The organism is Nonomuraea jabiensis (assembly GCF_014204795.1).
Taxonomy (GTDB): domain Bacteria; phylum Actinomycetota; class Actinomycetes; order Streptosporangiales; family Streptosporangiaceae; genus Nonomuraea; species Nonomuraea jabiensis.
This window is the reverse complement of sequence record NZ_JACHMB010000001.1, coordinates 1,159,638-1,171,975: the sequence shown is the minus strand read 5'-3', so window position 1 is coordinate 1,171,975 and position 12,338 is coordinate 1,159,638. Positions and strand designations below refer to the sequence as shown.

14 protein-coding genes are annotated in these 12,338 nt (G+C 71.2%); 12 read left to right on the top strand and 2 right to left on the bottom strand.

Translation table 11 applies throughout. The features are described 5' to 3' along the window. Positions 1-5 precede the first annotated feature (5 nt). Positions 6-809 carry a bifunctional hydroxymethylpyrimidine kinase/phosphomethylpyrimidine kinase gene (gene thiD / locus HD596_RS04785; protein WP_185068075.1) on the top strand — a complete coding sequence of 268 codons (804 nt, stop codon included), beginning with the start codon at positions 6-8 and terminating at the stop codon, positions 807-809. Between the two features lie 67 nt (positions 810-876). Here the strand turns inward: thiD and rpmB are convergent, their stop codons facing one another. Continuing rightward, complete coding sequence (gene rpmB / locus HD596_RS04780; protein WP_043618345.1) at positions 877-1,062, bottom strand: 50S ribosomal protein L28; 186 nt, start codon at positions 1,060-1,062, stop codon at positions 877-879. A 207-nt stretch (positions 1,063-1,269) separates the two neighbouring features. On the opposite strand from rpmB, the gene HD596_RS04775 reads away from it, so the two are divergent. From HD596_RS04775 to mutM, 8 genes are all read left to right on the top strand, one after another. Further along, positions 1,270-2,817, top strand: coding sequence for a fatty acid kinase ATP-binding subunit FakA (locus HD596_RS04775; protein ID WP_185068074.1), 1,548 nt, complete (start codon positions 1,270-1,272; stop codon positions 2,815-2,817). Positions 2,818-2,866: 49 nt separating this feature from the next. Beyond that, positions 2,867-5,044, top strand: coding sequence for an ATP-dependent DNA helicase RecG (gene recG, locus HD596_RS04770; RefSeq protein WP_185068073.1), 2,178 nt, complete (start codon positions 2,867-2,869; stop codon positions 5,042-5,044). Between the two features lie 694 nt (positions 5,045-5,738). After that, positions 5,739-6,260: a 16S rRNA (guanine(966)-N(2))-methyltransferase RsmD gene (gene rsmD, locus HD596_RS04765; RefSeq protein ID WP_313047509.1), complete on the top strand. Its 522-nt coding sequence runs from the start codon at positions 5,739-5,741 to the stop codon at positions 6,258-6,260. Between the two features lie 14 nt (positions 6,261-6,274). Continuing rightward, positions 6,275-6,751: a pantetheine-phosphate adenylyltransferase gene (gene coaD / locus HD596_RS04760; protein WP_185068071.1), complete on the top strand. Its 477-nt coding sequence runs from the start codon at positions 6,275-6,277 to the stop codon at positions 6,749-6,751. Positions 6,752-6,804: 53 nt separating this feature from the next. Then, the gene (locus tag HD596_RS04755) at positions 6,805-7,374 is read left to right on the top strand and encodes a YceD family protein (RefSeq protein WP_376776140.1); all 570 of its coding nucleotides are present in this window, start codon (positions 6,805-6,807) and stop codon (positions 7,372-7,374) included. A gap of 1 nt (position 7,375) precedes the next feature. Further along, entirely contained in the window at positions 7,376-7,555 is a 180-nt protein-coding gene (gene rpmF / locus HD596_RS04750; protein WP_139632166.1) for a 50S ribosomal protein L32, read from the top strand. A gap of 196 nt (positions 7,556-7,751) precedes the next feature. Continuing rightward, positions 7,752-8,492 carry a ribonuclease III gene (gene rnc / locus HD596_RS04745; protein ID WP_376775821.1) on the top strand — a complete coding sequence of 247 codons (741 nt, stop codon included), beginning with the start codon at positions 7,752-7,754 and terminating at the stop codon, positions 8,490-8,492. A gap of 37 nt (positions 8,493-8,529) precedes the next feature. Then, on the top strand, positions 8,530-9,375 hold the full coding sequence (mutM, locus tag HD596_RS04740; protein ID WP_185068069.1) for a bifunctional DNA-formamidopyrimidine glycosylase/DNA-(apurinic or apyrimidinic site) lyase: 846 nt from the start codon (positions 8,530-8,532) through the stop codon (positions 9,373-9,375). Here mutM and HD596_RS04735 read toward each other — a convergent pair. Then, complete coding sequence (locus tag HD596_RS04735) at positions 9,323-10,486, bottom strand: MFS transporter (protein WP_185068068.1); 1,164 nt, start codon at positions 10,484-10,486, stop codon at positions 9,323-9,325. The genes mutM and HD596_RS04735 overlap by 53 nt on opposite strands. A gap of 91 nt (positions 10,487-10,577) precedes the next feature. Between HD596_RS04735 and HD596_RS04730 the strand changes: the two genes are divergently transcribed. The 3 genes from HD596_RS04730 to HD596_RS04720 all read left to right on the top strand — a co-directional run bounded on the left by HD596_RS04730 (position 10,578) and on the right by HD596_RS04720 (position 12,164). Next, positions 10,578-11,480: a LysR family transcriptional regulator gene (locus HD596_RS04730; protein WP_185068067.1), complete on the top strand. Its 903-nt coding sequence runs from the start codon at positions 10,578-10,580 to the stop codon at positions 11,478-11,480. An 11-nt stretch (positions 11,481-11,491) separates the two neighbouring features. After that, positions 11,492-11,779 (top strand): acylphosphatase, encoded by a 288-nt coding sequence (locus HD596_RS04725; protein WP_185068066.1) that lies wholly within the window; start codon positions 11,492-11,494, stop codon positions 11,777-11,779. A gap of 190 nt (positions 11,780-11,969) precedes the next feature. Further along, the gene (locus HD596_RS04720; RefSeq protein ID WP_090938435.1) at positions 11,970-12,164 is read left to right on the top strand and encodes a hypothetical protein; all 195 of its coding nucleotides are present in this window, start codon (positions 11,970-11,972) and stop codon (positions 12,162-12,164) included. The last annotated feature ends 174 nt before the right edge of the window (positions 12,165-12,338 follow it).

Below are 12,338 nucleotides of genomic sequence, written 5' to 3'. Positions count from 1 at the left end.
GTTGGATGGGGGACATGACGGTTTCGACCCCTCCACGCGTGCTGACCGTCGCCGGCTCCGACTCCGGCGGCGGCGCGGGCATCCAGGCCGACCTGAAGACCATGCTGGCCATGGGCGTCCACGGCATGAGCGTCATCGCCGCGGTGACGGCCCAGAACTCCCTGGGCGTCCAGGGCTACTGGGAGCTGCCGCCCGAGGCCGTACGCGCGCAGCTCGACTCCGTCCTGGGCGACATCGGCGCCCAGGCGGTCAAGACCGGCATGCTGGCCTCCCCGGCGCTGGTCGAGGTCGTGGCCGAGGCGCTCGGCTCGTACGCCGCGCCGGTGATCGTGGACCCCGTGGGCGTGTCGAAGCACGGCGACCCGCTGCTCGCGCCCGAGGCCGTCGACACGCTGCGGACGCGGCTGCTGCCCGTGGCCACCGTGGTGACGCCGAACCTGTGGGAGGTGGAGCAGCTCACCTCCGTCAAGGTGGAGGACGAGGGCGGGCTGCGGACGGCGGCCGAGGCCGTTCTGGAGCTCGGTCCCAGATGGGCGCTGATCAAGGGCGGCCATCTGCCGGGCGCGCCGGTGGACCTGCTCACGGACGGCACGGACGAATACCGCTTCGCCGCCGAGCGCCTCGACAACCGCCACACCCACGGCACGGGCTGCACGCTGGCCTCGGCCATCGCCTCCCGGCTCGCGCTGGGCGACGACGTGCCGGAGGCGGTGGGGAAGGCCAAGGAGTACGTGACGGGCGCGATCGCGCGCGGCTTCCCCCTGGGAAGCGGCATCGGCCCGGTGGACCACGCCTGGCGCTGGCGCTGACCTCAGGGAGGAAAACACACAAGCCCGCGGCTCCCTCGGGAGCTACGGGCTTGCGCGAAAGTGTGGACTAGCGGGTGACCTTGCCCGCCTTGATGCACGAGGTGCACACATTGAGCTTCTTAGGCGTGCCGCCGACGACCGCGCGGACCGTCTGGATGTTGGGGTTCCAACGACGACGGGTACGGCGGTGGGAGTGGGACACGTTGTTGCCGAAGGTCGGGCCCTTGCGGCAGACATCGCAGACGGAAGCCACGGTTCGCTCCTTAAAACAGTCGATGTAGCCCTGTCCGCTGATGCTTTCCGGGCGGAGGGCATGCCGGGACAACCGGCCAGCCAGACGAGAATATCCGATCCACACCGATGGGCGCGAACTGGAACGCTGGACCGGTGGTCCGGCGGCGATATTCTCCATCGACAACCGTAGCGCATTCGGGCCACGCCGGGAGCCGGGAGGGTGCAGATGAAGATCCTCGACCCGCCCGCGGTGCGCCGCTGGGCCCGCCTGGCCGCCGACACGCTCGGCAGGGCCAGGACCGAGATCGACGCGCTGAACGTGTTCCCCGTGGCCGACGGCGACACCGGCACCAACCTGCACCTGACCATGCTGTCCGCGGCCGAGGCCGTCGAGTCGCTGCCCGACGACGTGGACGCGGCCGTGGTGTGGCAGACGCTCTCGTACGGCGCGCTCGTCGGGGCCCGCGGCAACTCGGGCGTGATCGTCAGCCAGGCGTTACGCGGCCTCGCCGAGGTGCTGAAGGACGGCTCCGACCTGCGGGCCGGGCTGCTCAGGGCCGCCGTGCTGGCCAGGGAGGCGGTGGCCAGGCCGGTGGAGGGCACGGTGCTGAGCGTGCTGGAGTCCGCCGCGCGAGCCGTACAGGACGTGGACTCGGGCGATCTGCGGGAGGTGGCGCGGCAGGCGGCGGGTGAGGCCCGCGCCGCGCTGCGCCGTACGCCGTCCCAGCTGGACGTGCTGGCCCGCAGCGGCGTGGTGGACGCGGGCGGCGCGGGCGCGGCGATCGTGCTGGAGACCCTGGCCTCCGTGATCACCGGCTCCTACAGCGATCGCTACGACGTGCCCGCGCCGACCTCGCGGGTCACGCCGATGGCCGAGGTGGGGGCGGGGTACGAGGTGATGTACCTGCTGGACGCCGAGGACGACGCGGTGGCCGCGCTGCGCGAGGAGCTCGACGCCATGGGCGACTCGCTGGTCGTGGTCGGAGGCGGCGGGCTGTGGAACGTGCACGTCCACGTGGCCGAGGCCGGTCCCGCCGTCGAGGCCGGGCTGCGGGCCGGGCGGCCGCACCGGATCAGGATCACGTACCTGGCCGAACGCACCCACCGCGGCAGCGCCGGCCGGGGCGTGGTGGCGGTGGCCGCGGGGGACGGGATCGCGGCGCTGTTCGAGGAGTGCGGCGCGGTCGTGGTACGCCGCGAGCCCGGCACCCGGCCCACCCTGCCCGCCATGCTGGCCGCGATCAGGCAGGCGGGCAGCGAGGTCGCGGTCCTGCCGAACGACGAGGGCGTCAGGTCGGTCGCCGCCGCGGCCGCGGAGATCGCCCGCGAGGACGGGGCCGTGGTCAGCGTGCTGCCGACGAAGGCGACCGTGCAGGGGCTGGCGGCGCTGGCCGTACACGATCCGCTGCGCCGCTTCGACGACGACGTGGTGGCGATGACGGACGCCGCGGGGCACACGCGCTACGGGCACGTGACGGTGGCGGACCGGGAGGCGATGACGAGCGCGGGGCTGTGCCGTCCCGGAGACGTGCTCGGCATGATCGACGGGGACGTCGCCGTGATCGGCGGCTCCCTCGACCGCGTGGCCACCATGGTCGTGGACCGGATGGTGGCCGGCGGCGGCGAGCTGGTGACCCTGGTCACGGGCGCGCAGGCGCCGCCGGGGCTCGCCGCGCGGCTGGCGGAGCAGCTGCGCGGCACGCGGCCCGACGTGGATCTGGTCGTGTACGACGGCGAGCAGGGCGGCTATCCGCTCCTGATCGGCGTGGAGTGAGGCCGATGGACGGGATTCCTGTCGGGCCGACGCGGTAGAACTTAATGCCGTGAGCCGTTTCGACGAGCCTCTGACGAAGGCGCTCGACCCGAAGACCGCCAAGTTGCTGCACAGCGTGCTCGACCTGGAGACGGTCGGCGACCTGCTGCGCCACTATCCCCGGCGCTACGCCGAGCGCGGCGAGCTGACCACGCTCGACGCGCTCGAGGTCGACGAGCACGTCACCGTGGTCGGCGAGGTGACCCGGCTCATGCGCAAGCCCATGCGCAACCGCGGCGGCACCTGGCTGGAGGTCGAGGTCGTCGACGGCAACGGCAGCAAGCTCTACCTGTCGTTCTTCGGCAAGGGCTCCCACGTGGCCGAGTCGCGGCTCAAGCCCGGGCAGCGGGGCATGTTCGCGGGCAAGGTGGGGCTGTTCGGGGCGCGGGCTAAGCCGCGCTGGCAGCTCGCGCACCCGGAGTTCGAGCTGTTCGAGGAGGGCGAGGCGAGCGCGGAGGAGTTCGCGGCGGCGCCGGTGCCGATCTATCCGGCGGGCAAGGACGTCACGCCGTGGGCGATCCGGCGGGCGGTCGGCGTCGTGCTCGACACGCTGGGCCCGCTCGACGACCCACTGCCCGCCGAGCTGCGGGCCCGCCACGGGCTGCAGGATCTGGGCGAGGCGCTGGTGGGCATCCACCGGCCGAAGGACTTCGCCGAGGTGGGGCGGGCGCGCAAGCGGCTGAAGTTCGACGAGGCGTTCGTGCTTCAGGCCGTGCTGCTGCAGCGGCGCCGGGCCGCCACCGCGCTGCCCGCCAAGGCCCGGCCAAGGCGCGACGACGGACTGCTGGCCGACTTCGACGCGCGGCTGCCGTTCTCGCTGACGGAGGGGCAGGCGCAGGTCGGCGAGGAGATCGCCGCCGACCTCGCGCTCGAGCACCCGATGCACCGGCTGCTGCAGGGCGAGGTCGGCGCGGGCAAGACGGTGGTGGCGCTGCGGGCGATGCTCCAGGTGGTCGACGCGGGCGGCCAGGCGGCGCTGCTGGCCCCCACGGAGGTGCTGGCCCAGCAGCACCATCGCTCGATCACCGGCATGCTCGGGGATCTGGCGCAGGGGGGCATGTTCGGGGGCACGTCGGTCACGCTGCTGACCGGCTCCATGGGCGCCGCCGCCCGCCGCGCGGCCCTGCTGGACGCCGCCTCGGGCACGGCCGGGATCGTCGTGGGCACGCACGCGCTGCTGCAGGAGCACGTGCAGTTCGCCGACCTGGGGCTGGTCGTGGTGGACGAGCAGCACCGGTTCGGGGTGGAGCAGCGCGACGCCCTGCGCGAGAAGGCCGCCGGCGGCCGGCCGCACGTCCTGGTCATGACGGCCACCCCGATCCCGCGCACGGTCGCCATGACCGTCTTCGGCGACCTGGAGGTCTCGACGCTGTCCCAGCTCCCGGCGGGCCGCGCCCCCATCACCACGCACGTCGTCCCGGCCGCCGAGAAGCCCCACTACCTCGAACGCACCTGGCAGCGGGTGCGGGAGGAGGTGGCGCTGGGGCGGCAGGCGTACATCGTGTGCCCGCGCATCGGCGACCTGGAAGGCGACGAGGGCGACCTGGCGGCCGCGGCGGCCGGCGACGACCGCCGCCCGCCGCTGGCGGTCCTCGACGTGGCCGAGCTCCTGAAGAGCGGCCCCTTCCACGACCTGCGGGTCGGCACGCTCCACGGCAAGCTCCCGCCGGAGGAGAAGGACGCGATCATGCGCTCCTTCACGCGGGGCGAGCTCGACGTCCTGGTGGCCACCACGGTCATCGAGGTCGGGGTCGACGTCCCCAACTCCTCCGTCATGATCATCATGGACGCCGACCGCTTCGGCGTCTCCCAGCTCCACCAGCTCCGCGGCCGCGTCGGCCGCGGCGGCCTCCCCGGGCTGTGCCTCCTGGTCTCCGACTTCTCCGAGGGCACCCCCGCCCGCGCCCGCCTCGACGCGGTGGCGACCACCCTGGACGGCTTCGAGCTGTCGCGCGTGGACCTGGAGCAACGGCGGGAGGGCGACGTCCTGGGGGCGGCGCAGTCGGGCAAGCGGTCGTCGCTCAAGCTGCTGCAGCTCCTGCGGGACGAGGACGTGATCGCCACGGCCCGCGACGAGGCGGCCGCCCTTCTGGAGGAGGATCCGGACCTGACGTCGTACGAGGGGTTGCGGGCGGAGATCGCCCGGCTGCTGGCGGATGAACGCGCGGAGTACTTGGAGAAGACCTGACCCCGCTTGTGGGGCCGGCCTGACGCACCGGCCCGGGGAGCAGCGTGCGGCGGTTACGGCCATCCGGGGCTGGTGGGGGTTACGGCCGTCCGCGGCGTGCGGCGCCAGGCGCATTTCGGCCGTCCGGTGGCGCAGGGGGATTTCGGACATCGGTGCGGCGGGGTGGGGCCGGGGGCCGGGGGCCGTGAGCGGTGTGGGGTGCTTCGCCTACGCGGTCCGTGCGGCGTCGGTGCGGTGCTTGCAGTCGTCCGGTGGGCGCGCTGGGGGTTTCGGGCGCCGGTGCGGCGGGGTGGCGTGTGGCGGTGCTCGGCGCAATGCGTGCGGCGGGGTGGCATGGTGGTGCTCGACGCGATGCCTGGGGCGGGGGCGGGGGCGCGGTGGGTAGCCACGGCGCAGTTGAAAGGCCCAGCCGCGGGGACGGCCTCCCCCCGAATGCCGTCCCCGGCTGGGCCCACCCTCGGGTCAGGTGCCGAGGGAACCGGCGTGCGGAAGGGCTCACGATCACGCCGGTCGGCCTTCATGTGGGTCACCTTGAAGGCCGCAGAACTCATCATGCGGGCCCGTCTCGCCGATGTGAATCACCCTTGCGCACTCGAGGCAGACACTTGTCCACTCTTGACCTGCGCGAACATGCGGAACAATGGGTCACATGACGCGGATCATCGCAGGCAGCGCGGGTGGCAGGCGGTTGGCGGTGCCGTCGGGGCGGGGGACGAGACCGACCAGCGACAGGGCCAGAGAAGGCATCTTCTTGACGCTCGACTCCCTGTACGGCCTCACCGGCGCCCGCCTGCTCGACCTGTACGCCGGGTCCGGGGCGATCGGCCTGGAGGCGCTGTCCAGGGGCGCCAAGGAGGCCGTCCTGGTGGAGTCCGACCCCAAGGCCGTCAGGACGATCAAGGAGAACGTCCGGTCACTCGGTCTCGACGGCGCCACGGTGATCGCGGACAAGGTCGAGCGCGTGCTCGCCAAGCCCCCCGCCGAGCCGTACGACATCGTCTTCGCCGACCCGCCCTACGCCGTGTCCGACGAGGAGGTCCAGCGGACGCTGGAGTCGCTGCGCGACAACGGCTGGCTGCTGGATGAGGCGTTGGTGGCATTCGAGAGGGAAAGCAGGGGAAAGGCACTGATGTGGCCGGAAGGCTACGTTGAGGAGAGGGTCCGTCGTTATGGCGAAGCGTCCGTTTGGTACGGTCGCGCCGCCGGGAACCCGTAGACCTGGGAGGCGTCTTGCGCCGCGTAGTCTGCCCGGGGTCGTTCGACCCCATCACGAATGGCCACCTCGACATCATCGGCCGGTCCGCCCGGCTCTATGACGAGGTGACCGTGGCAGTCCTGATCAACGTCGAGAAAAGCAGCCTGTTCACGGTGGACGAACGAATTGAGATCCTGCAGACCGTGACCAAGGAATATCCGAACGTCAAGGTGCGGAAATTCCACGGGCTGCTGGTCGACTTCTGCAGGCAGAACGACATCCCCGCCATCGTCAAAGGCATCAGGGTGGTCAGCGACTTCGACTACGAGTTGCAGATGGCGCAGCTCAACTACCGCCTGTCGGGGGTCGAGACGCTGTTCATGCCGACCAACCCCGAATACTCGTTCCTGTCCTCCAGCAGGGTGAAGGAGATCGCCAGGTATGGTGGCGACGTCTCGGGCCTCGTACCCGATCTCGTGCACAAGCTCCTCATCGAGCGGCTCAGGGGCTGAGCGCGACCTGCTATCCTTTCATTTCGGCCTTGTACGACGGCGATCGTCTCGCCATGCCTAGCGAGAGCAGGATGACTCAGCACCTCGACCCCCGCTCCCCGTGGGTGATCTCCACTCATGACCTGGGAAAGCGGCCGGGCACGATGCGGCGGATGACTCTGACCCTCCCGGCACCGGCGGATCTCGGCGTCGACATGATCGGTGTCCCCAAAGACGCCGAAGTCGAGCTGGACCTCCGGCTCGAAGCAGTGATGGAAGGCGTGCTCGTGTCGGGCACGGCGCAGGCCCCGCTCGCCGGGGAGTGCGCTCGCTGTCTCGACCCCGTCGCCTCGGACCTCGAGGTCGACCTGCAGGAGCTGTTCTTCTACTCCGACGAGGACGCCTCGGAGGAGGATTCGCTGCTCGACGGCGAGCTGCTCGACCTCGAGCCGACGTTCCGTGACGCGGTGGTGCTCGCACTGCCGTTGAGCCCCGTCTGCCGTGAGGACTGCGAAGGGCTCTGCACGGAGTGCGGGATCAAGCTGGCCGAGGCCGGCGAGGATCACCGGCACGAGAAGATCGATGCCCGCTGGGCGTCGTTGCAAGGTCTGATTACCGACAAAGATAACGATCAGGAGAAGTGACGTGGCCGTCCCGAAGCGAAAGATGTCGCGGAGTAACACCCGCCACCGTCGCTCCCAGTGGAAGACGACTGCTGTCGCCCTGGTGAGCTGCCCGCAGTGCCGTTCGCCCAAGCAGCCGCACATTGCGTGCCCCACCTGCGGCACCTACAACCGGCGTCAGGTCATCGAGCCGTCCGCCTGATCCGTCAGCAGTTGACGTGATGCCGACCGGGTGCGATGGTGCCTCGGTCGGCGTTACCGTCTCAGATGCGTGCGGCGGCGGTTCGCCCGCGGCCGTGGTGGACGCCGGGGCTACACCGTTACCCCGACGCCCACCACGTTTTCGGGCATCTTCCGCAGTCGCGCACCATTGCGAAGATGTCCGAGGAGGAAAGCACGTGGGCACAGGTCCTAAGCCGGTGGCCGTAGAGGTCGCCCGAGACGAGTTGGAGCGGGTCCTGGCGGTCGGCCTCGACCCCGACATCCTGGAGCGGGCGCTGACGCACCGCTCCTACGCGTACGAGAACGGCGGCCTGCCCACCAACGAGCGCCTGGAGTTCCTGGGCGACTCGGTGCTGGGCCTGGTGGTCACCGACACCCTCTACCGCAACCACCCCGACCTGCCCGAGGGCCAGCTGGCGAAGCTGCGTGCCGCGGTGGTCAACATGCGCGCGCTGGCCGACGTGGCCCGCAACCTGGGCCTGGGCCGGTTCCTGCGGCTCGGCAGGGGCGAGGAGGGCACCGGCGGGCGCGACAAGTCCTCCATCCTGGCCGACACCCTCGAGGCGCTGATCGGCGCGGTCTACGTCGACAAGGGGCTCGACGAGGCGTTCCGGGTGGTGCACCTGCTGTTCGACCCGCTGATCGTCCGCTCGGCCTCGCTCGGCGCCGGGCTCGACTGGAAGACCTCCCTGCAGGAGCTGACCGCCTCCGAGGCGCTCGGCGTGCCCGAATACCACGTCGAGGAGAGCGGCCCCGACCACGCCAAGTCGTTCACGGCCATGGTGCGGGTGGGCGGCGAGTCGTACGGTTCGGGCACCGGGCGCAGCAAGAAGGAGGCCGAGCAGCAGGCGGCCGAGGCGGCCTGGACCCGGATCAGGGCCCGGCGGGAGCAGCGCGAGAGCCAGCCCGCGGGCTGAACGGCCGCCCGGCGCGAGCCACACGAAAGGGTCAGAGGTGCCTGAGCTACCGGAGGTCGAGGTCGTCAGGCGCGGCCTCGCGCAGTGGGTCACCGGGCGCGAGATCGCCGCGGCGGAGGTGCTGCATCCCCGCGCCATCAGGCGGCACGCGCCCGGGGCCGACGAGTTCACCGCGCGCCTCAAGGGCCGCACGGTGCTGTCCGCCGAGCGGCGCGGCAAATACCTGTGGCTCCCGATGTCGGGCGCCGAGGAGGCCCTCCTGGCCCACCTGGGGATGAGCGGCCAGCTGCTGGTCGTCGAGCCCGACTCGCCGCCGGAGAAGCACCTTCGGGTACGCCTCCGCTTCGAGGACGGCGGCCCCGACCTGCGCTTCGTCGACCAGCGGACGTTCGGTCACGTCATGCTGACCGGCCTGGCCGAGGGCGTCCCCGAGCCGATCGCCCACATCGCCCCCGACCCGTTCGAGCCGGTGTTCGACGACGCGGAGTTCGCCCGCAGGCTCAGGGCCAGGCGCACGGAGATCAAGCGGGCGCTGCTCGACCAGTCGCTGATCAGCGGCGTCGGCAACATCTACGCCGACGAGGCCCTGTGGATCGCCCGCCTGCACTGGGCCCGGCAGACACAGACGCTCACGCGTCCCAAGGTCGCCGAGCTGCTGGCCGGGGTCCGCGCCGTCATGTCCTCCGCGCTGGAGCAGGGCGGCACCTCGTTCGACAGCCTGTACGTCAACGTCAACGGCGAGAGCGGCTACTTCGAGCGCTCGCTGGAGGCGTACGGCCGGCGCGACCTGCCCTGCTCCCGCTGCGGCACCGCGATCAGGCGCGAGCCGTTCATGAACCGCTCGTCCTACTTCTGCCCCAGATGCCAGCGACGACCGCGGTGAGCACGGCGAGCCCGGAGCCCAGCCACATCACCGCGGAGATCGAGACCCCGTCCACGACCCGGCCGCCGGCGAACGCGCCGAGCGCGATGGAGACGTTGAAGGCGCCGACGAAGAGCGCCGTGCCGAGCTCCCCGCCGCCCGAGCGCATGATCCACAGCTGCAGGGTCACCCCGACGCCTCCGTAGCCGAAGCCCCACACCAGCAGCACGACCAGCGGCAGGCCGATCGAGGCCAGGGCCGCCGTGGCGAGCGCGATGAGGGCGGCCAGAGCGATCAGGACCGGCTTGGGGTTCCTGGCCGCCCACGCGCCGGCGGCGAAGTTGCCCGCCACGCCCGCGGCGCCGTACATGAGCAGGATCGTGCTGACGAGCGCGGGGCCGGCGTGCGAGACCTGCTCCAGGAACGGCCGGACGTAGGTGTAGGCCGCGAAGTGGCCGGACACGACGAGCACGGTCATGACGAGGACGGTCTTGAGCGGCCCGGAGAGCCATCCGCGCCGGGATCCCGGGGTCTGGGCAGGGGCCTGGCCCGGAAGGGGCGGCAGGGTCGCGTACAGGACGGCGGCCAGGGCCAGCGCCACCACCCCCATCGCGGCGAACGCGCTGCGCCAACCCGCGAACGACGACACGAACGTCGCCGCGGGCACCCCCAGCACCGACGCCACGGACACCCCGGACAGGATGATCGACGTGGCCCGCCCGACGGACCGTTCCGGCACCAGCCGCGTCCCGAGGCCGGCCGCGAACGCCCAGAACCCGCCGATGCTCACGCCGGTCAGCACCCGGGCGGCCAGGATGACGGGATAGCCGGTCGCGAACGCGCCCACCAGGTTGGCCACCGCCAGCAGCGCCATCAGCCCGATCAGGATGGCCCGCCGGTCGAGCCGGCGGGCGGTGAGCGCCAGCACCGGCGCGGACACGGCGGCCACCAGACCGGGGGCCGACATCATCAGCCCGGCCGTCCCGTCGGACACCTCAAGGGTGGCGGCGATCGAGGTCAGCAGGCCGACGGGCAGCATCTCGCTGGTCACGACGGTGAAGGTGCCCACCGCCACCGACGACACGGCGAGCCAGCGCGCCCGGGTGGCGGGGGAGACATCAGTGATGGTCATGCCCCTCAGCCTCGGGTCCGGCGGCGGGCGGGAACAATGACGAAGTCCGAAGGCTTGGTTTAGGCAGGCTAAGCGATCCGGGGTGATGGGGATGGAGTTCAGGGAACTGGAGTGCTTCGTGGTGCTCAGCGAGGAGCTGCACTTCGCGCGTACGGCCGAGCGCCTCTATCTGTCGCCCGGCAGGGTGAGCCAGCTCATGCGCTCGCTGGAGACCAGGATCGGCGGCAGGCTCTTCGAGCGAACCAGCCGCAGGGTGCGCCTCACGCCCCTCGGCGAGCGCTTCCTGGCCGACCTGCGCCCCTCCTACGACGGCCTGGCGAACGCGGTGCACCGGGCCAAGGCGGCCGCCCGGGAGGTGACCGGCCGGCTCAGGGTCGGTTTCCTGGCCACGCCCACGGAGGTCGTCACCGGCAGCGTGCGGGCCTTCGAGCGCCGGTATCCGGAGTGCGAGGTGGAGCTGGTCGAGATCCCGCTCTCCGACCCCTTCGGCAAGCTGCGGGCCGGTCAGGTGGATCTCACGTTCACGCTACTCCCGGTGAACGAGCCGGACCTGGCGAGCGGCGAGGGGCTGAACGAGGTCTCCTACCAGCTGGGCGTCTCCACCCGCCATCCGCTGGCCGCCCGCGCCGGCATCGCCGCGGAAGAGCTGGCGAACGTGCCCCTGATCGGCCTGGACGGCCCCGCCCCGCGTGCCTACCGCGAACTGATCGCACCGTCCGTAACCCCTTCCGGGCGTCCGATTCCCCGCGCCGGCACCGTGGCGACCAGCCAGGAGGGCCTGACCCAGGTGGCGCTCGACCGGGGTGGCATGCTGTTCTGCACGCCGACGGCGGCCCACCACCGGCGGCCCGACGTGAGCTTCGTCCCCGTCGCCGGGCTGAGCCCGTCGATCATGGGCCTGGCCTGGGTGAAGGCGGCCGAGACCGCCGCCGTGCTGGCGTTCGGGGAGGCGGCCGCGGGGCACGCACACCGGGCGGAGTCCCTGGTGGCCTGAGGGGAGATGAAATGCCGGAAAACAATGACAACTCACGGCTGACCGCCTGGGTACGGGGCAGAGTCCAGGGAGTGGGGTTCCGCTGGTGGACCCGTGCGCGCGCACTGGAGCTGGGGCTCGTGGGATGGGCGCGCAACACCGAGGATGGACGGGTGGAGGTGGTCGCGGAGGGCCCGCGCGAGGCGTGCGTCAAGCTGCTGGCGCTGCTCAGAGGTTGCGACACGCCGGGCAGGGTCGATGGAGTAGTGGAACGTTGGAGTGAACCCCGAGGTAGTTTGGGCGGCTTTGTGGAGCGGTAGCGGCTTCCGTTAAACCGCCCAAATAGGGTATAGTTGTATGTCGGGAGTGCCCATCAGTAGGGCTCAGCGGTTCGTTCGACTTGACCGCCCACACTGCCGGTGCGACTCTTGTTAGGTACCACGCGCACCCCTCCCGCGGAATAGAAGTGCGCGAACCAGTCTGGTCACTCAGCGTGGAGGACCCTTTACCATGGCGAAGGCTCTACTCGGCCACGTCGGCGGTCCTGACCCTCGGATGGTCTCGGAGATGCGCCGCCTGCAGCAGCGTATCCGGGATCTGGAGGCAGAACTCATCCGACTTCAGGCCACCAATGACGCTCTTGCGGCGCAAACCCGCGACGAGGCACTAAGCCGCATGCAAGAGCGCGAGCCGGCACTCACCTGAGAGTGATCGGAGCGCAAGACCCCAGGGACGTCTCGAAGAGGCGTCCCTTGTTATTTGCGCATCTTCGGAAAGCTTCCTTTGCCCAGGTCGGGCCGGCGTGGACGGCACCGGCCCGCGTCGGGCAGTGAGGACCAGTAGGCTTTCCGGAGTCCGCATCAGGCAGAAGGGGGCCGC

Bases quoted from the DNA above. Each gene is read 5' to 3' on its own strand.
- thiD (WP_185068075.1), top strand. From the start codon at position 6: ATGGGGGACATGACGGTTTCGACCCCTCCACGCGTGCTGACCGTCGCC.
- HD596_RS04775 (WP_185068074.1), top strand. From the start codon at position 1,270: ATGAAGATCCTCGACCCGCCCGCGGTGCGCCGCTGGGCCCGCCTGGCC.
- HD596_RS04755 (WP_376776140.1), top strand. From the start codon at position 6,805: ATGCCTAGCGAGAGCAGGATGACTCAGCACCTCGACCCCCGCTCCCCG.
- HD596_RS04735 (WP_185068068.1), bottom strand. From the start codon at position 10,486: ATGACCATCACTGATGTCTCCCCCGCCACCCGGGCGCGCTGGCTCGCC.
- HD596_RS04730 (WP_185068067.1), top strand. From the start codon at position 10,578: ATGGAGTTCAGGGAACTGGAGTGCTTCGTGGTGCTCAGCGAGGAGCTG.
- HD596_RS04725 (WP_185068066.1), top strand. From the start codon at position 11,492: ATGCCGGAAAACAATGACAACTCACGGCTGACCGCCTGGGTACGGGGC.
- HD596_RS04720 (WP_090938435.1), top strand. From the start codon at position 11,970: ATGGCGAAGGCTCTACTCGGCCACGTCGGCGGTCCTGACCCTCGGATG.